At 41.0% G+C, this 26,262-nt stretch carries 32 protein-coding genes and 1 pseudogene; 16 read left to right on the top strand and 17 right to left on the bottom strand.

Translation table 11 applies throughout. The features are described 5' to 3' along the window. The 7 genes and pseudogenes from G1O98_RS24245 to G1O98_RS24275 all read right to left on the bottom strand — a co-directional run. Positions 1 to 245: pseudogene (locus tag G1O98_RS24245) on the bottom strand (hypothetical protein); the annotation flags it as partial. Positions 246 to 257: 12 nt separating this feature from the next. Beyond that, on the bottom strand, positions 258 to 701 hold the full coding sequence (locus G1O98_RS24250) for a hypothetical protein (RefSeq protein ID WP_163932941.1): 444 nt from the start codon (positions 699 to 701) through the stop codon (positions 258 to 260). Positions 702 to 786: 85 nt separating this feature from the next. Further along, positions 787 to 981 (bottom strand): hypothetical protein, encoded by a 195-nt coding sequence (locus tag G1O98_RS24255; RefSeq protein ID WP_163932943.1) that lies wholly within the window; start codon positions 979 to 981, stop codon positions 787 to 789. Then, positions 953 to 1,204: a hypothetical protein gene (locus G1O98_RS24260; RefSeq protein ID WP_163932945.1), complete on the bottom strand. Its 252-nt coding sequence runs from the start codon at positions 1,202 to 1,204 to the stop codon at positions 953 to 955. The genes G1O98_RS24255 and G1O98_RS24260 overlap by 29 nt, the downstream gene beginning before the upstream one ends. 104 nt (positions 1,205 to 1,308) lie before the next feature. After that, complete coding sequence (locus tag G1O98_RS24265; RefSeq protein WP_163932947.1) at positions 1,309 to 1,452, bottom strand: hypothetical protein; 144 nt, start codon at positions 1,450 to 1,452, stop codon at positions 1,309 to 1,311. Between the two features lie 74 nt (positions 1,453 to 1,526). After that, complete coding sequence (locus G1O98_RS24270) at positions 1,527 to 2,111, bottom strand: hypothetical protein (protein ID WP_163932949.1); 585 nt, start codon at positions 2,109 to 2,111, stop codon at positions 1,527 to 1,529. Further along, positions 2,108 to 2,485, bottom strand: coding sequence for a hypothetical protein (locus G1O98_RS24275; RefSeq protein WP_163932951.1), 378 nt, complete (start codon positions 2,483 to 2,485; stop codon positions 2,108 to 2,110). The genes G1O98_RS24270 and G1O98_RS24275 overlap by 4 nt, the downstream gene beginning before the upstream one ends. Before the next feature lie 293 nt (positions 2,486 to 2,778). Here G1O98_RS24275 and G1O98_RS38795 point away from each other — a divergent pair, with 293 nt between their 5' ends. The 8 genes from G1O98_RS38795 to G1O98_RS24310 all read left to right on the top strand — a co-directional run bounded on the left by G1O98_RS38795 (position 2,779) and on the right by G1O98_RS24310 (position 12,858). Continuing rightward, positions 2,779 to 2,955: a hypothetical protein gene (locus G1O98_RS38795; RefSeq protein WP_167306215.1), complete on the top strand. Its 177-nt coding sequence runs from the start codon at positions 2,779 to 2,781 to the stop codon at positions 2,953 to 2,955. Between the two features lie 591 nt (positions 2,956 to 3,546). Then, positions 3,547 to 6,696, top strand: coding sequence for a plasmid replication protein, CyRepA1 family (locus tag G1O98_RS24280; RefSeq protein ID WP_163932953.1), 3,150 nt, complete (start codon positions 3,547 to 3,549; stop codon positions 6,694 to 6,696). Between the two features lie 370 nt (positions 6,697 to 7,066). Then, complete coding sequence (locus tag G1O98_RS24285) at positions 7,067 to 7,423, top strand: hypothetical protein (RefSeq protein ID WP_163932955.1); 357 nt, start codon at positions 7,067 to 7,069, stop codon at positions 7,421 to 7,423. Between the two features lie 187 nt (positions 7,424 to 7,610). Further along, positions 7,611 to 7,853 (top strand): DUF1816 domain-containing protein, encoded by a 243-nt coding sequence (locus G1O98_RS24290; RefSeq protein WP_163932957.1) that lies wholly within the window; start codon positions 7,611 to 7,613, stop codon positions 7,851 to 7,853. A gap of 740 nt (positions 7,854 to 8,593) precedes the next feature. Beyond that, complete coding sequence (gene mobC, locus G1O98_RS24295; RefSeq protein ID WP_163932959.1) at positions 8,594 to 8,998, top strand: plasmid mobilization relaxosome protein MobC; 405 nt, start codon at positions 8,594 to 8,596, stop codon at positions 8,996 to 8,998. Next, positions 8,979 to 10,511: a relaxase/mobilization nuclease domain-containing protein gene (locus tag G1O98_RS24300; RefSeq protein ID WP_163932961.1), complete on the top strand. Its 1,533-nt coding sequence runs from the start codon at positions 8,979 to 8,981 to the stop codon at positions 10,509 to 10,511. The genes mobC and G1O98_RS24300 overlap by 20 nt, the downstream gene beginning before the upstream one ends. 1,161 nt (positions 10,512 to 11,672) lie before the next feature. Continuing rightward, a complete protein-coding gene (locus G1O98_RS24305; RefSeq protein ID WP_163932964.1) occupies positions 11,673 to 11,864 on the top strand; it encodes a hypothetical protein in 192 nt (63 codons plus the stop codon). 64 nt (positions 11,865 to 11,928) lie between these two features. Further along, the gene (locus G1O98_RS24310) at positions 11,929 to 12,858 is read left to right on the top strand and encodes a hypothetical protein (RefSeq protein WP_163932969.1); all 930 of its coding nucleotides are present in this window, start codon (positions 11,929 to 11,931) and stop codon (positions 12,856 to 12,858) included. A 176-nt stretch (positions 12,859 to 13,034) separates the two neighbouring features. On the opposite strand, the gene G1O98_RS40835 is transcribed toward G1O98_RS24310, so the two are convergent. Next, entirely contained in the window at positions 13,035 to 13,469 is a 435-nt protein-coding gene (locus G1O98_RS40835) for a pentapeptide repeat-containing protein (protein ID WP_163932972.1), read from the bottom strand. 293 nt (positions 13,470 to 13,762) lie between these two features. Between G1O98_RS40835 and G1O98_RS24320 the strand changes: the two genes are divergently transcribed. Next, the gene (locus tag G1O98_RS24320) at positions 13,763 to 14,245 is read left to right on the top strand and encodes a hypothetical protein (RefSeq protein WP_163932975.1); all 483 of its coding nucleotides are present in this window, start codon (positions 13,763 to 13,765) and stop codon (positions 14,243 to 14,245) included. A gap of 90 nt (positions 14,246 to 14,335) precedes the next feature. Here the strand turns inward: G1O98_RS24320 and G1O98_RS40840 are convergent, their stop codons facing one another. Next, positions 14,336 to 14,464, bottom strand: a complete 129-nt coding sequence (locus G1O98_RS40840; RefSeq protein ID WP_275941799.1) for a hypothetical protein — start codon at positions 14,462 to 14,464, stop codon at positions 14,336 to 14,338. Positions 14,465 to 15,285: 821 nt separating this feature from the next. Between G1O98_RS40840 and G1O98_RS24325 the strand changes: the two genes are divergently transcribed. From G1O98_RS24325 to G1O98_RS24350, 6 genes are all read left to right on the top strand, one after another. After that, positions 15,286 to 15,966 carry an AAA family ATPase gene (locus tag G1O98_RS24325; protein WP_163932978.1) on the top strand — a complete coding sequence of 227 codons (681 nt, stop codon included), beginning with the start codon at positions 15,286 to 15,288 and terminating at the stop codon, positions 15,964 to 15,966. Then, positions 15,963 to 16,220, top strand: coding sequence for a hypothetical protein (locus tag G1O98_RS24330; RefSeq protein ID WP_163932981.1), 258 nt, complete (start codon positions 15,963 to 15,965; stop codon positions 16,218 to 16,220). The genes G1O98_RS24325 and G1O98_RS24330 overlap by 4 nt, the downstream gene beginning before the upstream one ends. A 24-nt stretch (positions 16,221 to 16,244) precedes the next feature. Beyond that, positions 16,245 to 16,538 (top strand): type II toxin-antitoxin system ParD family antitoxin, encoded by a 294-nt coding sequence (locus G1O98_RS24335; protein WP_345940590.1) that lies wholly within the window; start codon positions 16,245 to 16,247, stop codon positions 16,536 to 16,538. Then, a complete protein-coding gene (locus tag G1O98_RS24340; RefSeq protein ID WP_163932984.1) occupies positions 16,535 to 16,831 on the top strand; it encodes a type II toxin-antitoxin system RelE/ParE family toxin in 297 nt (98 codons plus the stop codon). The genes G1O98_RS24335 and G1O98_RS24340 overlap by 4 nt, the downstream gene beginning before the upstream one ends. Positions 16,832 to 17,087: 256 nt before the next feature. Next, the gene (locus G1O98_RS24345) at positions 17,088 to 17,408 is read left to right on the top strand and encodes a hypothetical protein (RefSeq protein WP_163932988.1); all 321 of its coding nucleotides are present in this window, start codon (positions 17,088 to 17,090) and stop codon (positions 17,406 to 17,408) included. A 425-nt stretch (positions 17,409 to 17,833) separates the two neighbouring features. Continuing rightward, entirely contained in the window at positions 17,834 to 18,430 is a 597-nt protein-coding gene (locus tag G1O98_RS24350; RefSeq protein WP_163932990.1) for a hypothetical protein, read from the top strand. 37 nt (positions 18,431 to 18,467) lie between these two features. On the opposite strand, the gene G1O98_RS24355 is transcribed toward G1O98_RS24350, so the two are convergent. The 3 genes from G1O98_RS24355 to G1O98_RS24365 all read right to left on the bottom strand — a co-directional run bounded on the left by G1O98_RS24355 (position 18,468) and on the right by G1O98_RS24365 (position 20,892). Further along, positions 18,468 to 19,019: a site-specific integrase gene (locus tag G1O98_RS24355; protein WP_163932993.1), complete on the bottom strand. Its 552-nt coding sequence runs from the start codon at positions 19,017 to 19,019 to the stop codon at positions 18,468 to 18,470. Positions 19,020 to 19,306: 287 nt separating this feature from the next. Next, a complete protein-coding gene (locus G1O98_RS24360; protein ID WP_163932995.1) occupies positions 19,307 to 20,020 on the bottom strand; it encodes an HAD-IA family hydrolase in 714 nt (237 codons plus the stop codon). A gap of 5 nt (positions 20,021 to 20,025) precedes the next feature. Continuing rightward, positions 20,026 to 20,892, bottom strand: a complete 867-nt coding sequence (locus G1O98_RS24365; RefSeq protein WP_163932998.1) for an HAD family hydrolase — start codon at positions 20,890 to 20,892, stop codon at positions 20,026 to 20,028. A gap of 152 nt (positions 20,893 to 21,044) precedes the next feature. Here G1O98_RS24365 and G1O98_RS24370 point away from each other — a divergent pair, with 152 nt between their 5' ends. Beyond that, positions 21,045 to 21,686 carry an HAD family hydrolase gene (locus G1O98_RS24370; protein WP_202985820.1) on the top strand — a complete coding sequence of 214 codons (642 nt, stop codon included), beginning with the start codon at positions 21,045 to 21,047 and terminating at the stop codon, positions 21,684 to 21,686. Positions 21,687 to 21,834: 148 nt separating this feature from the next. Here the strand turns inward: G1O98_RS24370 and G1O98_RS24375 are convergent, their stop codons facing one another. From G1O98_RS24375 to G1O98_RS24395, 5 genes are all read right to left on the bottom strand, one after another. Beyond that, positions 21,835 to 22,263 carry a deaminase gene (locus G1O98_RS24375; protein WP_163933000.1) on the bottom strand — a complete coding sequence of 143 codons (429 nt, stop codon included), beginning with the start codon at positions 22,261 to 22,263 and terminating at the stop codon, positions 21,835 to 21,837. A gap of 135 nt (positions 22,264 to 22,398) precedes the next feature. Further along, positions 22,399 to 23,070: a response regulator transcription factor gene (locus G1O98_RS24380; protein ID WP_163933001.1), complete on the bottom strand. Its 672-nt coding sequence runs from the start codon at positions 23,068 to 23,070 to the stop codon at positions 22,399 to 22,401. 223 nt (positions 23,071 to 23,293) lie between these two features. Further along, positions 23,294 to 25,135: an ATP-binding protein gene (locus G1O98_RS24385; RefSeq protein WP_163933003.1), complete on the bottom strand. Its 1,842-nt coding sequence runs from the start codon at positions 25,133 to 25,135 to the stop codon at positions 23,294 to 23,296. After that, positions 25,132 to 25,683 (bottom strand): hypothetical protein, encoded by a 552-nt coding sequence (locus G1O98_RS24390; RefSeq protein ID WP_163933016.1) that lies wholly within the window; start codon positions 25,681 to 25,683, stop codon positions 25,132 to 25,134. Before G1O98_RS24390 ends, G1O98_RS24385 begins: the two co-directional genes overlap by 4 nt. A 23-nt stretch (positions 25,684 to 25,706) precedes the next feature. Continuing rightward, positions 25,707 to 26,262 (bottom strand): hypothetical protein (locus G1O98_RS24395; RefSeq protein WP_163933018.1); only part of this gene is annotated, 556 nt, incomplete at its 5' end.

Below are 26,262 nucleotides of genomic sequence, written 5' to 3' on the forward strand. Positions count from 1 at the left end.
GTCCAAGTAACTTGCCCTTTGGTCAACTTCTCCATCGCCTCAAAGACGACCTTGGCGTTGTCCAAAAATGGTTCTAATCTGTCAGATAATTCTTGGGCATTATTGGCGTAATCCGCAAACTGTTCGAGCTTATTTATATCGGAGAGATAGCCCAGAATATCAGACTCAAATCCTCCCCAAGATTGCGCTTTCTCGTCGATATGCGAACTATGACCAACTACCGGATTACGTATTGCAAAGTCCATTGCGTTCCACTCCTAATAAGGTATTAAGTCGTAGTTTATATCGCTCGACTCTTGGGGCAATTCATCCCAGTAACCCATCTCTTCAAATCGGCTATAAATTCTCGTTGCTAATTGCCTTACGGGGTCGTCAAAATCTTCAGAGATTAAATCAAATCGGTTCTCACCAAATGCCAATATATTTGCAATATCCGCGTCAATCCCATTACCCAAGAATTGACCAAATGCCGCAGAGTATGGATGGTCATCAATGGTTGAATGAGTTGCTAAGAATTCAGTTCCGGTGAAGGGTGGGTAATCTTCACTCTCGAATATTGGTGTGGAAAGTGCCTCAATATCAGACTCAATCCTTGCTGCCCACTGTTCAGGATTTTCTGCTTTGAATTGCTGCTTTCTTAGGGCGGAGTCGGTGAGAGGCGATTTGCCCCAATCGTTGGGATTTCTGTAGTCAAGTGTCATTTGTTAGAATCCAAAATGTGTGTAGTTTCAATGCACAGATGGGCGATTGCACTTACTTTGGTCGGTCGGGGCAATCGCTTCATCATCAGTTTTCACAAAACTCAACAAGTTCAAAAACCTCCCTCTGCACTTGGTTTTGGCTTAGTTCTTTTCGTCTGCCTTTGGAGTCATTGAAAATGAAAGGGGCATTGGCTCGACAATTAGAGCGATGGCTGTAGCGCAGTTGTTGACCACGGAATTCATAGAGGTGGTTACGCTGTAAGGCTGTCGTTAAAAGCATTTGGTTGTCCCTCGACTTGGGAATATAACTCGATATTTAGGATGGCTTCGTGAATCTCGAAGAGTGCCTGAATTGCGTCACCCAGGCGGAGGTCATTTGACGTAGTGAATCGTTCTGACGCTTCCAGTCTCATGTACTCTGGTGTTGCCCTCAACATCCTCAAACTCTCTTCTTTCCCTTTGAGAATTGCCAAAATTTGCTCTACAGTCAAAATTTGCTGCATAAATATAAGCTCCAAAGAAACTAGGAATTGTGATGCAAGCTATTAGAACAACTGGGCGGATTTTAAAAGCAAGCCACTGATAAGTAGCCTCTAATTTGTGCCGATCATTCTCTGTTTTGGTTGACATACATTACTAATCCAACAGTAAACAATCCAACTCCCAAAGGCGATATACAAGCAGCTACACCACCAATTAGGGAGAGGGTAGCCACACCAGAATAAAAACAAACTTCAGTTAGTAAGTGCATTTTTCTTTCCTTTGAAATGAAGTGCAAGAGAAATAGAAATCTGGCATCGGATAATGCCATTTTTGAAGCAATATCTAGGGGTTTGCTGCTAGGTTCAGAATCTCTTGCAATGACTTTTGAGCAGTTCGCTGTTTCTGGGTTATTCCCCGTTGAGACAAAAAATCTTTGGCGTTCACTCCTTTGATGGAATGAGCAGCAGTCACAAATTCGGCTGCAAACTGGTCTAAATAGCTTTCTAAGCCATCTCTGACAGTGTTGGAATGAATTTCTACAAAGTTGTCTACGACTGCTTGACCACTCAAATAAGCCAGAGTCGAAGCGATTTTATCAATGGTCAGCACGTAATTACCAGCAAATTCCTGAAGGGCATTGACAGTACCATCAATAATCTGTTGCTGTTGTTCTATTGGTAAAGGACTCTCGCCAGAAGGAGCAATCGCAGCTACTTCCCCCCTGTTTTGTTCAAGAGCCTTCTGCTTGAATGTGTTGGCTAGGGTTTCAAATTCTGCCAAAGTTATTTCCTTGAGGCTATCAAAATCATCAGGGTAAGCTTCAGTAAGGCTGAATCTGATAATCTCTTCAGCAACTCCCAAACGTTCGGCAGATTCTTTAATAGAAATCATTTCTGGCTTATTGGTTTTAGTGGAATTAGGACTCATGCAGCTGTACCTCTTTGAATTACTTGGGCGAACTGTGCTTGAAACTTGGCTTGACTGAATTCCTGGGGATACTTTTTGATGTAGTTCTTTACCCGTTCGACAGAACGCAGATTAGCCATCACTCGTCCAATGCGGGACAGAACCCAGCTTTGGTACGGGGATAACGGACAAGAGCGATCCGTACTGCCATCAGTTTTTACTGGGTAGGCTTGCCGATAGCCATCTATGCGGTAAAGAGCTATGCCGTCCCAACTGACTAAAGTTGAACGAGCAACATTAAGAATTCTTGCGAGTTCAGATTTTGTAACATAACTTGAGCAAAACAAACCAGGGGAATCTAAATCAAGTCCCCGTGAGGAGTTTGACGCTTTCATAGAGCATCTATCGGTTAATGGACAAATAGTGACTGATGGTCAGCGTTAGGTACTGACAAAGGTAAGACAAGCATTTGATAGTTACCGTTACTTTGTCAGTTCCACACGCTAAAAGGATTGATTTATATAGCTTTTCCTTGCTCGGTGGACAGGCATCAGCTAACGGTGCTTGCTGTTTTCCTGTCTTATCTGTTATGTTAATTCATAGGTGAATCACCTGTCAATATTTTGATTCACCATTGGAAAATAAGACTCAAAGGATGAATAATTAGGCATGGTATTTTAATTTGACTATGCCTTCAAAAAAGCCGCAATTGACCATTCGTATTGAGGAGGATGAGTATTTATATTTACAAGAATGGGCACAAGAAGAATTTATGACTCCTCCTCAACTAGCAAAAATCCTTCTCAAAAAAGCTATTGCGTCAAAAAAGAAAGAAAAAGGAGCTAACAAAAGAGAAACAGCATGACAAAGGAGAACCAATCAGATGATGTAGAGCGAGAAGAGCGAAAGTTTGATCCAGTTACAGATGAGAGAGATTGTTCAGTGGCAATTGTTAGCCAGATTGCAATATGTGCCTAATGTTACTCGATAATATGCTGACTACCAGACAACCTCTTAGCCCCAACCGAATAACTTCTATTTATGGTCTTTAACCACTTATTTATGGTCTTTAATCCCTGGAATTTGAGCCAATAAAAACCAAAAAGCCTGCGAGGTACGAACTCACAGACTTAGGCTCAAATTCTTCATTTGATTTTGCTCGTAAATTGTGGCTTCGGTGCTTCCAACACCTACCACACATCCACCCCGCTAGAAAAGACAGAGTGTAAACCCCCACTGGAGTAAGAATCAAGTGGAGCCTTCCCTTAATTATAAATGTCTATTATTTATTTCCAACAGATTCCTAAGAAAAAAGTAACAGGCATGAAGGCTTTACCCAAACTACTTGGCTCTTTCCCCATCTACCGCACAAGTTACGCCAACTGTTCTGTAGATAAAAGTTAACATTCAGTTTTTTCTTGGCGAGGGCAATTTAACCCCTGCCAGGAGAAAGAAATTGAAAAATCTATCAAGTGTTCTACCATCTGCTCAAAATCTACTGCCAGTAGAAAGCTTAAGTGAGTTTGCCAGCAGAATTGAGCGAGAATTTATTACCGGCTCTGCGATCGCAGTTTCTCTGTACACTGAAAACATCCGCATCGTCTCCGACATAGAAATTAGTGATGGCGGGGATGTATCAACCCCAATCCACGACGCACTGAACTGGAAATATACCAGATTTGGGCATCAAGCCAAACCCACACTCCACGCCGCAATATTTCTTAACGAAGACGGTAGCCCCTGGCAAGGCAAACTCAGTAAACCCAGGATTGACACGAAAAAAGACAAGGATCAAAAATACGAAACCCCAGTTGGCAACGGTTCACGGGCTTATCTCCCCACCGTCAACCGAGAAAATAGACGCTTAATAGCCAACCGCTACGGCGTAGAAGTCCCCCCACCAGGAGAAAGTTTTTGGGACTGGCTAGAACTCCACCCAGAAATCCCGATCGTAATTACAGAAGGCGGTAAAAAATCCTTATGCATGTTGTCAGAAGGATTTGTAGCCATTGCCCTTTACGGGATTAACGGCGGCTACCGTAGCAAGGATTTATTAGGCAACCCTGTCAAGCCTTATTTAATCCCAGATATAGCACGATTTGCTGTTAAGGGCAGAAAAATTACCCTCGCCTTTGACCAAGACACCAATACTCTAACCCAGAGACGAGTTAACGCTGCGACTTTCCGCTTTAGCCGATTACTGACCGCCGCAGGATCAATAGTTGATATCGCCATCTGGGACGGTCAAAAAGGACTGTGTAAAGGCGTTGATGACCTGATAGTAACGAAAGGCGTGGCTGCTTGGTCAACAGCCTTAAACCAAGCCCTTTCAGTAGCACATTGGCAGTTGTGGCAACGCTTAGAAAATCGCTTAACTTACGAACCCTCATTAAAACTGACCACAGCTGACTTATCCACCTTGGAGATCAAAGACTTACCTGAGTCAGGAATTATTGCCCTTAACTCAGGCAAAGGCACTGGTAAAACTAAGTTTATGGCCAAAACAACAGCGCATTCTCCGAAATTATTAGCACCGAGTCACAGAATAGCGCTTGTACAGAATTTATGTGCCAGGGCAGATTTAGATTACCGAGGCGACTTAGATAAAGTCAACGGCAATTTTATCAAAGGATCAGCTTACAGTTTCCGAATTGGTTTCTGTGTTGATTCACTCCTAGCCATCGACCCGAAAAAATTTGCTGGCTGTGACTTAATGATTGATGAAATCGTCCAAGTTGTTCGTCACTTACTAACTTCTAGCACCTGTGATAAAGACGGGAAACGTCCCGCATTACTAGCGAGATTTGCAGAATTAATTAGAGTCGCTCGGAGAATAATTGTTGCTGATGCTGATTTAAACAACCCAACCCTAAATTACATCTGGGAACTCCGAGAAAGCCCAGATCCAATCTACTTAATTTATAACGACTATCAACCCAAACCCTACCACATAACATTTATTCAAGCCAAAGATAAATCAGCTGTGATCAACGAGTTAATCCAAAATGCACGGAACATCGAGCAAGGTAAGGCGCTATATGTCACCACAGATAGCAAAGCCACCAGCAAGACAACAGCGCGACTCCTACAAAAAGAAATTCCTGGTATTAGAATCCTGCTGGTTAACTCAGAAACCAGTGGCAATCCAGACGAAAAAAGGTTTTTGAAAAATCCTGACGCTGTGATTGCAGAAGGATTATATGACGTAATTATTTGTTCTCCCACAGTCGCCACCGGAGTCAGCATAGAAATTCCAGATTTTGTCGAGAAAGTCTATGGAATTTTCACCGGGGCATCATCCACCGACGCTGATATGTCCCAATCTTTAGCCCGACTGCGAGACAACGTAGACCGCACGGTTTGGTGTGCCAAACGTGGAACAAATTACTGTAAAGTTTCTCGTTCCAGTAATTATCTAGAAATTAAAGCCCAATTACAACAGAGAACAGATGCCACTGTTAGTTTAGTCCGCTCCAACCTCAGACCAGATATTGTTGAAGGTATTGCTAATTTCGATTGGCAATCAAACCCTCATGTTAATTTGTATGCCCGAATTAGTGCCGAGCAGAATTATTCGATGATGAATCTAAGAGATGCACTGCTAATTCGACTAAGACATGAAGGGCATCAGATTACAATTGATAATCGAGAATCGAATAAAGCTGTCAAACTGTTACTAAAGTCAGCCAAAGACGAAATCAAACAAATTGAAGCCAAAGACATAGTAGCCGCCGCAGATTTAACTTACCCAGAAATTGCCCTCTTGGAATCCCAAGAAGCAGTTTCACCAGAAGATGCATTAGCAATTAGAAAATATTATCTGAAAGATTTCTACTGCGTAGACGAGCTAACTCTAGAACATGTACTTTGGGACAAACAAGGCCGACGACGTGGGGAACTGCTCAACTTAGAAGCGCAACTATACCCGGAATTAGGAATTGACAGAACAGCCAAATCATTAGAGAAACAAGCTAATTGGAATCAAGCTGTTTGCCCGTGGGATATTTCTGGTACAGCGCTGCGGCGCTCTATGCGAGAAGCATTTGGATTAAACGACTTTTTAGATCCTTTTAAAGAATGGACTAAAGCTGACCTCAAACCCTACGCCGACAAAATTCGTCTCTATGCCTCAGAAATATTCCACCATCTCAAACTCACCATTAGCGACAAAATGAGTGATGTTCAGGTTGTGCATCAAATGTTATCGCAGTTGGGAATCAAAGCGGCTTTTCGCTGGTCGAGGTTTGAGCCGGGGTTTGAGAGGCAAAAAATTAAAGTCTACCGACTGGATGTAGAAACTTGGTCTAACCTGATGTCCATATTAGCTAAACGTGCTGCACGACGCGAAAGGCTTCAAAATCTTGGAGAGTGTGATGGATCAGCTATGTCTTTTAATACTCAAAATAATCTAGGAGATCCAAATCAACATCACCCGAAATCCCTTATAGAAACATTGATTGGACTTGTATGTACCGTCACAGGAGATGTAGACCAATTTTTAGTACAGAGCAAAACATTAGATAGTAGAGCCAGATGTCAGAACTTAACCAACAATACAGTGGTTTTGTTGCCGTTCACTGAACTGACACCAGTAGATAAGGACTGAAATAGACCAGAGAAATTTTGAAATCATATTTGCACTGCCATATTAAAAAGCAGTGCTGGTTCGAGCGTGGCTAATTTTGACCTTTAGAGGCAGTAATTGAGCCAGCTAGAATTTCCGAGAAAAATAATCAAATTGCTGAAAATCGCGGTTATTAATCAACTTATACAATTCAACTATCAATGAAACTCTTGTATATACTCGATTTAAAACGTCTGGTTGTTACACTTTTTACAAAGAAAAGCAGAGAGCAGAAGGCAGCTATGTAAGAAGTATTAATAAAAACTTTAGTTGTGGGTTATTGCTCACTAAGATAAATCTCAGCTTGAAAGTGAACACTTATATCAAACAACACTTATATCAAACAACACTAATGTCGCATACGTTGATCAATTTAACATTGCCAATAGTCATTCAAGAAATTGAGAATGTCTTAGATGAGTACCCGGAACATCCTTATCAATTAGCTTTTTCGATTCATGAGTTGCGCCAAAAGTTAATTGCCCACATTCTAAGCCATGTCCCTAACCGCTATGTAGTCGAAGGGGTAGAGGAATTATCCAGCACCCCCAAAAGTCGCTACTCTTTCCCTCTACAGGAGCGGATACACATAGAAACAGTGGTTCACGGTAGTATTCTGCATATCCTGCGCGAAAACGCTGATTGGCTAAGTCGCCAGATCCTAACTCTGTCTCTTGTTGGGTCAGTTCTGCTCTCTAGTCTGATTTAATCACTTCATACTTTTGGGCAACAGTCCAGTAGAACATATACTTTGCGCTCACACACGGTTCTGTAGCCGAGTCAGGGGAGTGACTTCCTGGCTTAGGCATCCACATATCTATGCTTTCAGCAGATGATAATTATTACAGCAACAGTCATGCTGTTTAAGAGCAACTATTATCCTCACCAAATCTTTTATGTTTAACAGGTTTAAATCTTTGGTTTTAAGAATTATTCAAAAAGTTACTAGTGATTGCTGGGCAGAAATCATCACTGAACGTCCTCAGTGCATCTACTATTTTGGCCCTTTTCAAACATTTATTGAAGCGAAAGCTGCTTGCCCTGGGTATATTGACGACCTGAAAAGCGAGGGAGCCTTGGGGATAAAAGTTGTCATTAAACGTTGCCGTCCAGATGCGCTAACGATTTTTGATGAATAAGTGAGTTATGAGGATAGTAAAACTTTGATAGCTTCATCAATCTTCTCTTTCGTAATTACTTCTGAATTCTGATGCTCACTCATGGTTATCTCATGAATCCCGATTAACTGATAATTATCGGCTATTTGAAAAAATCTGATTCAAAATCCTCAAAAAAATTGACTATTGCGGCTACGCCGAATTACCTTTTTGTACTACGGCTACGCCTTATATTTTTTAGTGTGGCAGCTTCGCTGGTAGTCTTATTCAAGCTAATGCTAAAAAATCTGACTATTACAGCTATGCTGAATCTAGACTTTTACTTAAAACAGCTACGCTGAATTATTTTTTAGTATTGTGGCTACGCCGGACTATTATATTGTGTGGCAGCTTCGCTGAAGAAGAGAATTTTCATATAGCGGCTACGCCGTTTTTATTTCTTCTATTGTGGCTACGCCGAACCAGAATTTACCGACTGCTTGATTATCTCAAATTCCGGCTACGCCGTTGCTATCCTCCTCTGTTGATTGTAGGATAGTCAGCATCACGGCTACGCCGTTGTACTCTCGCCTCCAGCCTATCGCTGTGCCCTCCGTACATACGTAGCACTCTACACCTCTTCCACTCCGCATTTGGGCTAGAAGCCAGCCATGCCTCAAAGCTTACGCTTTGTCTCGCTGCGCTCGAACGGCAGACTGGTTCAAGTGGGGAAGCCCCCCTTGAAAAACCCCCCTCGCAATGTCCCGATATCTTCTCGAATTATGGCGAACCGTAAGCAGTCAAAAGCTCTAGTCCGAAAGCATATTTTCCCAGTGAGATTAAGCGACATCGAACTGGACTTGCTGCGAATAAAATCACTTGATGCGGGGATGTCAGCGAGTGAACTAATGAGACGCAATGCGTTGATGCGTCCATTACCAAAACGACTGAGTAAGATTAGTCTACAAACATATTGGGAATTAGGACAAATTGGGAACAACCTCAACCAGCTTGTCAAAGCCACCAACATAGCCCTAAAAATTGGGCGAACTTTACCTGCAAAACCCGAACTGCTAAGAGAACTTTTAGAACTGCTGCATCAGTGCAGACGAGAGATTGCCTCGGATGATATTGAATCTGAAGATTCGGAAGAGGAAGACGAAGAGGATGATTGGGAAGCAGACTAAGGGCAGAGGTTTTCGCAAGCTGTTGGATTATCTAGAATCACGCGAAGATGCTAAACTAATCGGCGGCAACATGAGTGGGAGAAATGCCCGTGAATTAGCGCGGGAATTTAAGCTGTCGAGACAACTAAATTCTGATGCAGAACGTGTTGTTTACCATGTCTCGTTGTCAGCAGCTAAAGACGATAAATTAGATGATGAGAAGTGGAGCGAAATTGGCGATCGCTACATGAAGGAAATGGGTTTTGATGCCAATCAGTTTGTCATCTTTCGCCACCATAACACCGACGACGACCATATCCATATTGCAGCCAGTAGAATCAGGATGGACACGGGACTAGTAGTGCATGATTCCTGGGATTATGTTCGTTCTGAAAAAGTTCTGCGACAAATCGAGCAAGACTATGAGTTAGTACAAGTGCAGGGCAGTAGAGAGAAACTAAACCGCACACCCAGCACGGGACAAATCAGACGCATAAGGCGAGAACAAGAAGAATATTCATCGGGTAAGCGCGATACCCCACCAGAGCGCATCATTAAGGAGCAGATTCAGCAGACAATTGATAGGGCCAGAGTTGATAATCCCCAAATGCCAACGCTGATCATGCGGTTGCAGCAAGCAGGAATTAGTGTAAGAACAGGATTCACTAGGAACGGTAAGTCTAAAGGTATTTCTTACGAGAAAGATGGGCAGGCTTTCAGTGGTACACAACTAGGTGCAGCTTACACTTTCCCTGGGCTGCAAAAACATCGCGGTGTTGACTACCAACCAGAACGTGATGATGAACCTATTAATGAATTGCTGCTCAAACCTGTTAAACCACTCCCAGTTGAGCAGTTAGAAAAACTCTTTCAAGATATTGAACACAAACAGCAACAGCCCCAGTTTACCCCACCACCAGAGGATAAAGTTGTTTGGCAAGTATTGCACAAGTACTTAAGCGAGAAACGCTATATACCAGATTATATTTCGCAAGGATTACATAATAATCAGTTGCTTTACATGGATGAGCAACGAAATATTTTGTTTATCAAGCGTGATTTAGATGGTGAAAAAACTGGCGCATTAGTTTGGTCAAAGCCTAGAGAAAATCATCGCGCTGTGGAGTACGACCAAAACACCTCTACGCAAAATGGTTGGTTTTATCTGAGATTAGGAGGGCAACCAACGGACAAGGTAGAAAACGTCTTTTTGTGTTCTACACCGATTGATGCGATGTCAGCAGCCACCTACCTGATCTCAAGTTGTAAAGGGCTACCACCAACTAGAACCATGTTGATAGTAGGTGATGACCCGAATAACCTACCTATGGAATTTCTCAAGAGTTTCAATAGGGTTGTCGTAGCATTCAATAATGATGAGCAAGGAAATAACGCAGCTAGTGCAGTATTAGAATTGTTGCCACAGGGTAAAAGGCTCAAAACCCATAATCCTGATTGGAGTCAGGAATTAGAAGCTCATCTTAGGGAGGAGCAACAAAAGCAGAAACAGCTTGACCGTGGTTTTAGTCTGTGAGCCACGCGGAGCGTAGACCGAACTCGTTGCCGCGATCGCTCCGCTTTAGTTTTTACTAGCTGGGCAGTTAAGAGAGCAGTTTTTTGAAGTACAGTTGCAACACAAAGGTATTATATATTCTCAATAATTTTAGAGTTATTGAGAATGGGGCAGTTTGATAAAAATGGCTAAAAGGTAGTTGGTGTATGTATTAGACACCAATTTTTTGGTCAAAGCCATGTTCTAAATAGCAGACATTTTGTAGTGAATAGTCAAAGTTCCTTGACAGCTATAACAGTTAAAAGCGTGTCTAAGCTGTGCAGAATAGCAGACATTTTGCACAGGAATCGGGGTTTTAGGTGCAAAATGTCTGCTATTTGTAACTGTGATTAATCAGACAATTTCACTACTTAAAACAAGTTTCATCTCTATTGACAAGCGTGGAGATTGTAAAAGGAACAATTTCTATTTAGGTATGAAGAAAAAAAATCGGATGTTAAGTGGGCTGGGTTAAGTTAATGAAAGAATTATTGAAGTGCAATTGCAACACAGTTGTATTATACGTTCTCAATAATTTTGAAGTTATTGAGAATGAATTCAGCGCTCAAGATTTGCTGTAAGTCATATTCAGTAAGCATTACGCAAGAAAATTTCAATAAATGTCTTATGCTCAACTGGTAGTAGTAGGGCTACTCTACTGCTACCAGTTGGGGAATCATCAAATTGTCAAAAACTCGCTTTTTTACTGCTCAACTGGTAGCAGTATGTCACCAGTTGAGCTACCCAACAGCTACCAGTTGAGCAAGGTATTTAGAACTACTATTTCAATACTTGTAAACTACATAAACTCTACGTAGTAAATGATGTTTGCAGCATAGCTTTGGTGTAACTAAAAATTGAAGTCCAGCTTTTTGGCTACAAATGTAGTATAAAGTAATATAGAAAAGATATAGTTTTGCTCAAGAGTTGATTAATAGCAATAATTTGGTTTCAAATGACGCGCAAATACTCATTTTTGATCCAAAAAGTGTGAGCGTCCGTTGAAAGCAGGACAGAAATTCTCCGCCCAAATACTCCCTATTGCTACCCGCAATACTCATTTTTGTATCAAGTATTCTTATTGTGTCTAGGCAGACAACAGTGTACTGAAGATAATTTCCAGGTCAGGTTTAATCACAAGAATTGAATGCGATTTTTGGAGTAGACCCGTCAGTAGCCGTGTTGAGCCGACGAACTCGTGACCGCTTCGCTCTCGGAGTCGGTGGCTCTTACGGGCAGAAAGATTACTGGTTGGGACAACTAGATCCTGCATCCCGCAAGAGCCACTCTGCTGCGCCGACTCCGAGCCACGAGTTCTTAAATCCTCAAAATTAAGACAAGCTGTAAATAATCGCGTAAGATTTTTAACTACTAAAGCTATCCTGGAGCTACAAATAAAATGACTGTTTTATTATTTGCCATCCTGTTGGCAATTAACTTAGGTGCTGGATGTTATTTGACTCTAGCTAATCCTCTAAAAATCTCAGAGCAAACATCAACTAAACTTATTTTTATTATTCGACCAAAAGTATTTTTAGGTGTGGGAATATTTTTTAGTCAATTATTTGTTCTATTTTTATTTGCGTCTATTGTATTTACACCTATTACACAACTTGTCTGCAATCGTTATCCAAACAATATATCTACTTCAAATATTGATTTGAGTGCAGGACAAAATACTCTAACAGGAATGTGTAAGTTAACAGAAAACTATTGGTTTGGTCAAGAAAAAAGTGAAGTGCTAGTTTCTGAGTTACTAGAGGCTAAATTGGAAACAGAGATGCAAACCGATAGTCAAGTTAAGCCTAGATACTCATATAAAATTTTACTATTAACTGATAAAGATAGCTTTCCTTTTACAGATAGAACATACCCAAAATTTAAACTTGAAGAATTACAATCAATAGTATTAAGAATTAACAAATTTTTGAAAAACCCTACAGAGAACAATTTAGCGGTTATACTTGATGACACTTTTATGGGTTACATTGTTGTCAGGTTTACTGTATTCTGTGGAATATTAGCGTTGCTAGTAGCGTCACCAGGTTTATTTATCACTTGTAACCTTGACAAGGAAACAAATACTGTCAAGCTTAGTCGTTACAAGTGGTTTGGAACGTTAGGAAAAACAGTTTTTCAATATTCTTTGAACGAAATTACTGATGTTAAACTTGAACGAATTGATACTAGTATAGACGAATACTTTTTTCGGGTTATTTTAGTATTAGAATCGGGTGAAAATCTACCATTAACGCCCAATTATACTTCAAATTATATAAACGGAGATTTTATAGTTAGAGTAACTAAAGATTTTCTGGAACTGAAATAAAATTATTAAAATACAGCAATGTCGGGATTTAGGGGTTAGACGACATTTTATCTAGTGAGAAAGGAGGCAGTCAAAATAGCACTTGCCTTGTTTGGAAATCTAAGCTAATTAAAAATCAATATATTAATACTGAATAGATTATGAACTTATAAGAGTTAAAAGTATAATCAAATCCACTAAGCATCTTCGAGGATAGTTCCCTCAACGTTAGCTCCGTCAAAACTGCAAATTCGGATCTGAGCATCGTTCAATTCAGCACAAAACAAACAGGCATCCTCAAAGGAAATCCCCTCACCATAAGCTCGACTAAAATTAGCGAAACTCAGATCGGAGTGAAAGAAATTGACATAACTCACGTTGGCATCTCGAAAAATAGCATTTCTCAAAATGGCATATCTAATTTTGGTATATGCAGGCCCGTGGTTTCTAGCATAACCCCCACTAAGATCAGCACCAGTGAAATTAACTCCAGTAAGATCAGCTCGATCCAAATTAATTTCCCTCAACACAGCCCCACTCAAATCGACTCCATTCAAGTCAACTCCAGCAAAATCACGCTCTCCAGCAGCGTAACGCTCCAACAACTCAACAGCCGTCATCTTCCAGCTCATAAATTAACCTTTGATTTACCCTCATTTCTTCGATTAGATTATGCCCTTTCATAATCATGTCTTGGGTCAGGTAAGTCAAATTTCAGAAATATAAAATGTACTAAATAAAATCCGTTGCTGGTAAAGCTTTCATTAGCCAATGTTGAGCAACTTCCTTGCTCGGTCGAAGTAAAGGCGAACGTATAGAGAAAATTAAATTGATGCTGCTTAATAATATTAATGAGTAGACGAAACGGAAGGTTTTGCTACGATAGGAGGTTAGCTTTGAATTGTTCAACTCCTTTGCCTGACTAATGAAAAATTCTTTAAAAATCATTGTCTCAATAATTATTACTATATATGTAGCATGGTCAGCTTTTGAATACGATTGGTATAGTGGGATTATTCCCGCAAAAATTGACATAACCTACGCCATACATATTGGCGGTGAGAGCTATTTTCGAGAGGGTTGTGGTGCAGCTATATTTCGGCTATCAAATGCAACTGCGGATGCCATTGACCGCGAAGGACTTGATTTTTTTAACGACGTTATCTATTCAAGAAAAAGCAAAGAGCGTTACTACACATATACCTCGTGGAAAGAAACACCAGTTCCCAATTCATGGACGAGTGAAGGCTCTTGGCCAGGTTTGGGTTGTTCGGGTGCAAGTAGCTTACTGTTGTCCAAAATTCTTGCGGCTGCTTCTAAAAAAGGAAGCTACTACTCCACCCAAGACGAAGGAAAGATTCTTGTTATTCCAAACCAGAAATTGGTAGTCTTTACTTATTTTGGCTAGCCCCGCCAATCCAAATGCTATCTTAATATCGACTTAAAAATTATTTCATAACGCTAGGACTTACCTATTTTTTATTTTGACTGCAATCAATCAGAAGAAAATAAATTGTGAAGGATGCCAACATAAGCGATAGCGATCGCCGCTAGTTCGACCGAGAAGCTTTTGGTTCAGTTTTGATGACCATGCCGTAATTGCACAAGCTTGAGCAAAAATCAGCAATCACCCTCTCGCAACGGTAATGATATTTAAGGAGAATGCCATTACCAATGTCATTTGGTTGTGCTGAATTTGGGTTAGGAAAAACGTTTCTCCTAAATTAATTTTCATGTGTATCCTGTCGCTGTTAGGGCGAGAATATTTCTAAGATTTCAACGTACTCTTATAGTTCAGCAATCGGTAAAACTTGCTCTTATATCCGAAGATGAATGGTTACAGGTTTTGTCGCTATGCAGTCACTTGTCCACTAGAACACCGATTCAGTACTCAAATTTGTGACGAAAACCCCGGTTTGTTCAATGTGCGTTTACGAAATTTCGGTCTTCGCCAGAACAAAAACCTGGTTGTGAGGATTAGTGAATCGGTGTTCTAGTGAGGCAAGACTTGGGGCGGGAGCCTTCTACACTCCTTTCACCCGCTCTCCGTTTTGAGAGTAGCGTCAAAAATTTCTCAAATATTTGGTTTAGGAAAAACGTTTCTCCTAAATTCATTTTTAGGTAAAACTGTCGTTAGACTGGGGCGGGTGCAACGCCAACATCACAAAGCATCTATAGTTACCCATAACGTTATGGGCGCAACTAAAATCCAATCGGGAGCGGACTTAATCGTGAGCAAGCTGCCACCTCAAATTTTAAAACCGCTCTCAGAAAAAGCTAATGTCTGTGTTCCCTATTATTATTGAAATGGAGTAGCTCAGACTGCGTAAACTAAAACTTCAACTAAAATATGGCGAATCTTCTTAATTCGCTTATAATACTGGCTTGGTACTAATTAAGTACCAAATTAGTCTAATATATGAACCAATTAACAACTGAATTTGTACCATGATTGTCGTTATCGGCGGCATCAAAGGCGGGGCAGGCAAGAGTACAGTAGCCGCCAACCTAGCGGCTCGACGTGTAGCAGATGGTGACGATGTGTTGCTCGTAGATGGCGACGAGCAAGAGACAACCACCCTCTGGGCTTCAACCCGTAGCGAACATTATCCTGAAGGTAGTCAAAAGCTTACCTGTGTGCAGCTTCGCGGTAGAGCCGCCAGAGATGAAGTCTTGAAACTAGCTCCCCGTTATGAAGATGTAATTATTGACGTAGGTGGACGTGATACAACCACTCAAAGGGCAGCGTTAACCGTTGCTCATCTTGTGCTGTTACCCATGCCACCGCGAGGGCCAGATATTTGGACATTGGAGAAGGTAGCAGCACTTTTAGATGAAGTGCGAACTGTCAACCCAGACCTAAAAGCTTGGGCGTTCCTCAATCGTGCCGACGCATCCGGGCGAGATAACGAGGATGCAATGCAAATCATTCAGGAGACTCCAGGGATTGATTTAATATCACCAAGGCTTGGAGATAGAAAATCTTTTCCCAATGCCCATACCCAAGGCTTGGCTGTAACTGAACTCAAGCCACGCGATCCTAAAGCAGTACAGGAGCTTGAGGCACTATATCAGTACTGTTTTAGTACTAAAATAGTATCAAATCCGAATCAAAAAGGTACAAAATGACTATTAAGAAGCCAAGTCGCTCTAATGAAAACCAGCCCTTACAGGTAGACATTGAGCGTGTCATAAATGCTGGTAGCCCACCACCAATAGAGAACGAAATTGACGACACTCCTAAAGAAGTACGGTTTCAAATGGCGATACCTGAGCAGTTGTGCAACCTCATTGATGATGCACGCAAACTAACTAAGACCAGCCGTAGGGCATGGCTGTTGACTGCTGCCCAGGAGAAACTGCAACGGGAAGGACGGCTGTAGGTAATAACAGTTTAATTTTATAAAATGTCCAACAACTTTTCACCAAAATTCTTAATCGATATGTACATCCAAATTAAACCAGAACTAGAGCAATTTATTCAGGCACAGTTAGCAAGTGGTAGATTCGCCAGTGCAGATGATGTCATCAATGAAGCCTTTAAACTGCTACAAGAAAGAGAGCAGAGACTTGAAGAATTACGCCAAAAAATTGCTGTAGGAACTGAACAAATTGCAGCAGGACAAGTAACTGATGGCGAAGCTGTATTTGCCTCATTCCAAGAAAAAATTCGTTTAATTGCTGAGGAATCTTCTGAATGAATAATTATTCACTCTCAGAGGCAGCAATTCAAGATTTAGATGGAATTTGTGAATATATTGCTCGGAGCAACCCAAAAGCAGCCTCTAAGCTTTTTGATGAAATTCGCGCCAAGTGTAAATTATTAGCTAATTTCCCAAATATGGGTAAAAGTTATAGCAGGCTTGTACCAAACCTGCGCGGATTTGTTGTGGATGATTATATTATATTTTACTACCCAAGAGAAGATGGAATTAGTGTTGCTCGTGTTGCAAGCGGGTATCGAGATTTAGAATCTTTGTTCACAGATGGATAATAAAACTGTAACTGTGTTTTAGCTCTCTAACTTATCGCGCTATTTAAGAGATAAAACCAAGTTAGTACTAATTTAGTACCAGCTTGGTTCTCAAAAAGTACAATATAAGTATGATATCGGTATATAAAAGCCAAGCCGATAAAAGGCTTAATTATATATTTATCATAAAACTTTACATACTTAATGATTGGGATTTTGAGTTTCAAACATTTTATATTGCTGAGATAAACTAGAAATTAAATACTAAATTTAGAAGATGAAACGTAAAACTAAAAAGTCGAAAGATAAGACAAGACCTCAAATTACTGATGAGATTATTCATAGCCACCTTACCCAATTAGGTTTAATAGAAAATTTTTACGTTTGCAGTATACCTAAATTAAACAGTGCAGCAATATTTTATTTATCACATGACAAGAAACTTTTAATGTATTTAGTTCAAGATCCTCAACTTAATGCAACATACATAAAGTATCTTGAAAAAATGGGAATTCCTATTTTTAGTGATATTTTAAAAGCATCTGAATATGGAAAATCTCTCTTAGACAAAGTTGAAAAAGAGAAAACTAACGAATAAAAGACCAAAGTAAGAAATTTTAGGACTTAATTTCTTACTTTGGTGCTTAAAAGTAAACAATGGCAGTACTTTCAAGAGCCAATGCTGCCCACCTTTCTTGCTCGGTCGCGGCTCAAGAAATTCTTTAGCAATCAGAGAGCGTCTAAAGTTTTATTTTTTTAATAAATGCGTGGTTCACAAGCATAATAGTTAGACATAAGAAGAACACTTCACTTTAACAAATACTCGAAATACACAAATAGTATTGTTAATTTGTTTGTCATCATTAGCTGCTAAATTTATGATTCTCAATCTTTATAAGTCAGTTTTTTGAGGTTATATATGAGGTATTTCCGAATGTGTTTGTTAGATTTCTATGTTAAGTTAGCCATAAGTGTTTAATCCAGAGCATTTATTTAAGTATTATCTCGGATTTCTCATATTTTATGGAACTGAACTTCAACTTAATTGACCTACTTTCAAAAGATTGGAAGTTAGTCATCTTTTGGTTGCCCTTTGTATTTGGTGCGTTTGCTTGGTTCAGATTGTTTATGCGGTTATCTAATATAAACAATCCCGTAGTATTTCTCTCCGCTTCTAGTCTGGCCTTACTAGGTTTAGCTACATCAATTGTGACTTTACTGGCTGAAGCATTTGGATTACCTGTCAGTTATAAAGTAATTTTGGCTGGATTTGTAGTTTTAAGTGCTTTAACAGGAAGCTATTTATTTTGGCTACAACATCTCTCATCAAATTTCGCTCAGTCTATTAATGATGAAACTGTTCTCAATGCTCAGGAGCAAGAATTAAGACAAGATAATCTAAATTCTTCTCAAAGCAATCCAAGTAATCTTGAATTTATGGTTAGCAATATTAGCTCATGGGCTGGTTTTATTGCAATGATAACCCTGGTAGGAGCTTGGCTTGGTCAGTTATTAGGATATCCATTTCCTGCTTTATTAAACGCCTTCGCACTTACTTTAGTGAGTATATACATTGGTGGGAAAACGTACTTAAATTACATCAGTATGACAAGAGAATAATAGTAGTTATGACAGCAAGCACAAGCGCAAACCCACACTAAAACCCAATCACCGAAACCGCTTTTCGCTTCTGCTCTGGCGTGACCTCCAGATAACGCTGCAACGTCCCCAGGTCGCTGTGACCAGAGATTTCTTGAATAGTTCTCAAAGGTATGCCAGCGCTAGACATCTGCGTGAGGGCAGTTCGCCTAAACGAATGGGTGCTGACTCCCTCTACGCCAATCCGCTTGCAGGCATCTCTTAGAATCTTGTCTGCCATGAATCGAGTCAGACGTTCAGTTACACCGCGCATACCTGGGAACATTACCCCTGGTTTTAGTTGGTACTCGCCTAGCATTGCGGCTAGCGCTGGCGGGATGTCCACAATTCGGGTTTTATGCTTGCCTTTGGTGGTAGACTTGCGAAAAGTGATAGCACCAGATTTGATATCAGTCGTCTGGAGTGCTAGTGCTTCTGATACGCGACAACCAGTGAACAGGCAAATTCCAAACAGAGCGCGATCGCGGGGGCTGAGAAATCCTTCCGTGAATAATCGCCTCAATTCGTCTTGGGTTAATATTTTGCCTTGTCCGTTGCCGCTAACCTTCATGTTTTCTACTTTCTAGGGGATTACACGTTTTATGAATAACGTGTAATTGATGACCCAAAGTATTGTAACTCCGTTAGCGACACCAAGGTGAACTCAAGACATCAATTCCAACTTATCATTCGCAATCGCTACAACCCGCATTCTAGCGTTGAACTATAAAACCTGCTTATAGAGTCTGCACTTGTACCACCATCAGGTATGATCTGTCTCTGGCAGGGGAGCAGCATCAGCTTGAGCAAATTCAGTCATAAGGAACTTACAGGTAAACTACTAAATTAGTGCTAATTTTATTCTTGCCTTGAATCTCCTCTTAAAACCTCCAGCAACTTACTAATCTGCTTGATTATATATTTGGGCTGCACGTATGGTGTAGGCTGGTGTGTTGGCAGTTGATAATAACAGAAATCAATGCCTACATTAACTGCTCCGTAGTAATCATGAGTGATTGAATCACCCACAAATAAAGTATCTTTCGGTTCCACTTGCAAATCAGTAAGTGCAATATCAAAAATCTGCCGTGCGGGTTTTGCGTAGCCAACTTCTTCAGAGATGACAATAGATTGGAAATAACTTTCTAATCCTGATAAGGAGATACGAGAGCGTTGAGATTGTGTATATCCGTTTGTCACAATGCCCAGGTTATATATGCCAAATAGTGATTGAATCGTTTCAATCACGCCAACATTAAGATATGCAGTTCGGCAGAAAACATCCCAATACGTCTGTGCCATCACTGATGAATGAGAAAAGTCATAACCTACTGCAATCAACGTATGAAGAATTGAGTACTCGATGACTTGCTGCCGGGAAAGATTATTGATTGTACGTTGATTCCAGAACTGACTACTGATTGGTTCATAAGAGTCCCAAATAGCTCCCCACACACCATCATCTGCTACATCGAATCCTGCAAGTGTAAAGGTTTTTCTAAGTGCATTGGTTTCACAAGCATAGAAATCCAGCAATGTATCATCGAGGTCAAATAGGATAGCTTTATACATTTTTATCAATTTCCTAGCTTGTGCCTAGCACATCTGTTTGACCAATCCTGATGAATGTATTTAACGACGCTATCTTCTGTATTTGAGCCAATTACTAATGTCGCGTAACGCTTAAGTTCAGCATCTGCGTTAGCAACTGCAATGGCACGAGCGGCAATTTTGAACATTTTGATGTCATTAATTTGATCTCCAAAGACCACAATCTCACTTTCCCCTAACCCATAATTCTCTACCAGAGTCCGAATAGCTTGGTCTTTAGTAGCTTTGCAGTCATGAATTGTTAACCAGTACCACCCCGGAGAGTATTGGTTCTCGATCAAGTGTGTCTCTACGGTAGTTCCATGTCTTTGAATAATCGCACCTTGAAGTTCGAGCAGTTGCTGTGCGTGACCAATCACTGTTAGGCAAACGACTTGATCATGGAAAGAATGCGTCAAATCTTCTATTGCTCGCCATCTTCGGTCTTTGTTTGTTAGGCGATCATTGAGATACCAACGCATACCATCGTTGATTACATCCTTATAATATGCACAGTCTTCTGTACCGTTAAAACTAGATACAAACGGAACACAGCCGAACTCAAGAATAAGTTTATAGATACTTTCAACTACATCAGGACAAATAGAATTAATGATTTCGTGTCTGCCAGAATCCAAATCAGAAATAAAAGCACCATTAAATTCAATAACCGGGAGACGAAGATTCAAACCCTTCAGCATCACTTGCATAGAAACGACGCTGCGCGCACTGGCTACAGTAAACTGTAGTCCTTGATGCAAGAGTTCGTGAAGGATTTTCTTGCTGAACGAAGAAAGAATTGCATTATCTCCAAGCAATGTACCGTCTAAATCACAAATGTAGACAGTGTTCATAAACTAATCGGGGACACTGGTTGAGAGGAGAATTATACCTTAATCTCCTGTAAATTGCTAGATTTACTGTAATATACAACAAGAAGTTTGATTCTGATAATCTTGATGGGTGCAACTTAGAAATCCACAGTTGATCTTGAACTTAAATACAAGTGCGAACAGAACTGGTTATTTTTGACTGTGACGGAGTGTTGGTAGACAGCGAGACATTGAGCAATCGTGTTCTTGTCCAATTCGTTGCAGAGTTAGGGCTGATACTCGAACTTAAAGAAGCTATTTTATTATTCAAGGGTTGCAAAATGACTGATTGTGTTGCTGTCATTGAGCAAAGGCTTGGAAAAATATTGCCGCCAGATTTTGTGACTCAGCTTCGTGTCCGTACTGCCGAGGCATTCGAGCGTGAACTGCTGAGTGTGGAAGGAATAGAGGCATCTCTTGACAAAATCAATTTACCTATCTGTGTTGCTTCCAGTGGGCCACCCGAAAAAATTAAGTTAGCTCTGCGTGTCACTAATCTGCTGCCTCGATTTGAAGGGCGTATCTTTAGCTCGTATGAGATTGGAAGCTGGAAGCCAGCACCCGACTTATTCTTATATGCAGCTAAAAATATGGGAGTTCAAGCTGCATATTGCACTGTTGTAGAAGACAGCGTTTTGGGTGTGCGTGCAGGTGTTGCTGCTGGTATGAAGGTCTTGGGTTACACTACTCCGAGTGAGGCTTCTTCACTCCTAGACTGTGGAGCGCGAGTCTTCTACTCCATGTACGAACTACCTTCTTTGCTGTCACAGCATTAAACAAACAGTCAGCACTTGTAACTCAAATCCAAATGAATAAGGACAGATATAGTTGAAAACTTATATCCCCGACAAAAATCAGAAATTAAATTAACAAATGAAGAGATTATGTTTTATGCAGAGAAACTATATCGTAATTAGTAATTCATCACTTTAATAAATATTGTTGAAGAAAAGCATTCACTTCATCGGCACATAACCCGACATGAACTTTTTTCCCTGCTTCTTTGAGAATATCTAATCCTTTACCGTTATTGCGAGGATCTGGATCAACTATCGAAACATATATTTCCTGAATACGCGGATTTTTAGCGATCGCCAAAGCACAAGAGGGCGTGCGTCCCTGAAACGAACAAGGTTCAAGAGTAACGTACATTTGCAAAAAGTGCAAATCTTGACCTTGAATGTGGGTTAGTGCATCAGCCTCAGCATGATGTTTTCCGGGCGAACGCGTATATCCTACTGCTACTATCTCGCTAGAATGGACAATTACACAACCTACTGGTGGGTTAGGTAAGCATTCTGGTAAAGCTTTTCTGCTTTGAGCTAAAGCAGCTAGCATAAATTTATCGTCCATATTCTTGGATCTTTAAAGCTTATAAAAAGCTGGTGAGTAAATAACTTTTCCTCGATATTTTACCTGATAACCTTAAATAGAAAAATAAACCCCACCAATACCCGACTTAATACCTTCCGTCTCCTCACCAATACATCATTCATTCACAATCAAGTTATAGTCGATATAACCAAGCATCGCCCCTCTTTTTATCGCCTCATAACGGTTCTTGACGTGCCATTTACTGTACAAATCGCTGGCATAATGTTTGACTGTACTAACAGAGAGAAACATTTCTCTGGCAATCTGTTCAAAACCTAAACCCTGAGCCAGTAAACGCAGGACTTGTATTTGTCGTTCGGTGGGAGAGTCAAGCAAGTTTTTGTCAACAGAGTTGGGGTCAATATATCTATTTTTATCAAGGTTTTTTAACAGTTTTTTAGCCAGCTTCGGGTCAAGCAGGCATTCATCAGAGTAAGCTCTTTTGATGGCTAGTTCAATCAATTCTATATCAGCACTCTTGAGCATATAAGAATCAGCCCCATGACGAAAAGCTGACTTAATAAAGTCGGAATGAGTCTGATTAGTAAAAATCACTACTTTACTATTAGTCTTTGTTTTAATTGAACGAGTCAGTTCTAAACCACTCATATCGGGCAATAGTAAATCAACTAACACAACATCAGGGTTGGTCTGTTCAATTAATTTAAAACCTATCTTCCCACTGGTGGCATCACCAGTTACTTCTATATCTGGAGATTGTGAAATAGCAGTCTTGAAGCCTAATAGAGTCAATGTTTCTGGTTCAACAATTACTATTCTCAGCATGATATTGATAATCCTCTAATAATAAATGGCTATTTTTTGACTGATTTATTATTGGTGTCTAGCGGACACGCTTAAGACACTTGGTGTCTGGGCGGTGTCTAGGCTGGTGTCTGCTGGTGTCTATGCTATACAAGGGTTTTGAGCTTTAGTGTCTGTGGTGTCCGGTGTCCTGTGTCCGCGAAAAAAGGGCGGTTTTGGGGCGAGACACCAGACACCTTAGCAGTCAAATTTGATTGAGCTTGATAACACCCTCGGCTATCCAGTCTGCTAAAGATACGCCGACAATTTCATACATCCAGCCCTTGATTTGCTCTACAGTGAATCTCTCACCGTTCACTTTAAAATTGCCCTTGAACTCTCTTACATCAGCTTCAATTCGTTCAGTTCTGGTGAGATATTCATACAGCTTTTGCGCCATTGGTGATAGTTTCTTAGGTTCATCTTGGGTGTCACCTGCTTTGTTACCAAGATTGAATTCCAGTTCATAAATCCGCTCTAAAGTGGCTTTATCGATGGTTGGCGGTTCATTAACTGTTCTAGATTCATCAAGCTGAAAATCAATTCGCTTCTGGTCTAACTTGGGCAGTTCAATATCAATCCATTGCCCATGTCCAGGTAGCTTAATTCTACCCCTACCGCTAGCTTTTGCCTCTGTCGTAATTGGGTCAATAGTTGCGATTAGTTCTACTTCTAACAGTGCCGCATCTCGAAGTTTTGATAACCCTTTGGCTTTGGCTAAAATCTCCATCGTGCGGTCGTGAGCTACGAACAAAGGAATCATTAATTGTTTACGAGATTCAGTCATGGCACAGCGAAACCATTTACCAATAAAATCAGGGTCGGGCTTCCATTTTTCATCCTCACAATCATCTGGCATTGGCTCAACAATGTTATCTGTCCAGGTCGTAAATTCTTCACAGATAACCGATAGCATCTTGCCCGATGCTCGTAATTGTTCTGTCCATTGCTCCTCTGTTAATCCACTCTTGCGGTAATCTTCATAGCGCTGGCGCATTTCATCTATGTACCATTGCATAAAGAGGGCTATTTCTTTGTAGCCGGTAATCAGCCGCACACCTCGCCATTCGACCTGTGTGCCGTGCGGGTCAAGCGCTACGATGTTCCATCCGGCTTGTACTTTCTTCCAAATAATCTCTCTAGTAGTCCACGACTTACCCGCACCCATGCCCCCAAAAATCAGAGTGGGGTAGCCGATGGTGTTGTTAATCCAGCGATATTTGTCACTGTTTGCGATTGCCGGCTGTTCTCCCCCAGTAACCTTGTCTGAGGGGTCAATCGTCCCCTGTAAAGTCTGACTCCCTTGCAGATAAGGCGTTTTCATCTCACGCAGTTGCTTGATGTAATCTGCCTTCTGTTCTTCGGTCATCCCCGCCGTTTGCGCCTCAAAAATGGCATCAGTTGCCTCCATCTGCGTAACTTCAATTTCAGTGTGGGCGTAAATCTCGGCTTTGGTGATATCAACAGTGCGATCATTGGCGATTAGATCCAAGTCGGCTTGTAATTGCACTTCTGCGATCGCAACATCTCGGTAACTGTCCAATAACTCGGAACGTGCGGCCATCTCTGCTTTTGCAGCATCCCGTTTTTGGGCAATGTCTTCAAAAACTGCTCTCTGCTTCTCTTCCGATTGGCAGTGCCGCAGCATCCACCCAGCTAGCGCAAACCCCAGGAATCCACCAAACGCCCAAAACGCTTTATATGGGTTAGTCGCTTTCACTAACCCATTTACCCCCATAGCTGGGTTACGCACTACTTGGCGCGGCATTCCTTCTAACTGCCACTGCTCCCAGTAGTAGAGCGTCATCCTAAAAGGTCTGTTATTCTTGTCGTTACACTTTAGGTAGCTTTGGGGAGTCCGAACGCAAAAATAAATGCGGTCGCTTGACTCCCCTTTCCACGCCATTGCTGCCGAGCTAATTCCTACAGTTAAACTTAGCCCAATGGCAACAGCTTTCTTGTCCATTGGTAGGCGACCAAACCACTTCATTAAACCCGATTGTTGTGACTCGGATAACTGTTTATGTTTCTCGCTTAAGTAATTCATTTACCTCTCCTACCACCAAATAGAAAAATCATTAATATCGCTAGAAATATGCCTACTCCTGCACCATCCATCCAACTTGAAGATTCAGCAGTTTTTGGCTTATAAACCGACTCAATTGAAGTATTAGCTGTATCAGTAGAAGTTCTCGCTTCATTCCATTCACTAATCGGTTCATTAAGCGCACATAACAACGCTAACGATGCACTGCAACCAGTCATTAAATTAGTGACGAAATTATTGAACCCTTCACCTGTTGCAGTGGCAGTAAAATACAAGTGTGCAGTACCAACAGCTAAGAACATTCCAACTGGGTGAACTTGCAACAGATGAAAGGTGAAAATTACTGCACTGTTTAGACAACTGCCAGCGACAATTTCACAGGCATTACCAGCACGTCTAAATGTTCTACCCCGGTTATTTTCTGGTAATGGTTGTGGTTGTTCTGATTGTTGATGCTGCTGATGTTGTTGTTGTGATTTCTGTGCCAGCCCTTCCATTGAAAAAGGGCTGACGCTATGAGGATCTTCATTTCGTTTCCTTACTAGCATCAGCCTTGCCTTTTAACTAATAGTTATCTGTCGCCTAGTTTCTGCCACAAATTACCCAACATTGCACCCCAACCGCGAACTGTTCCTGTTGCTGAAACACTAGATGCTGGTGCATGATTTTGGGATTGAATTGGTATGACTTCTTGGGGTGTTTGATTCGGCTCTAATGCCCTTGAGCCATACCTCGCACGGGCTAAAAGTTGTTGGCGTTTCTCTCTTAATCCTGTAGTAATTGCTTGTCTTTCGGCTTGTACAACTTGCCTGTTTTCTATGCCGCTAATTTTGTTCTCATGTCTCCACAATTCCGCCTGTAAATCGTGGTGTAATTGGGCTGCAACTTCGGCTAGTCCGTGTTTACGCTTTTGGTCAATTCGCAGCAAGTCGGCTCTATCTTGGGCATCTATCTTACTCATCTCTGAATCAAATTCAGCGTTAAGTTTACGGATTTTACCAATTGCACCCGCTACATGAGAGCCGTATTGTTTACGAAGTTCAGTCCAAGTAACTTGCCCTTTGGTCAACTTCTCCATCGCCTCAAAGACGACCTTGGCGTTGTCCAAAAATGGTTCTAATCTGTCA

Source organism: Nostoc sp. UIC 10630 (assembly GCF_010747425.1).
In the GTDB taxonomy this organism is placed as follows: Bacteria; Cyanobacteriota; Cyanobacteriia; order Cyanobacteriales; family Nostocaceae; genus Nostoc.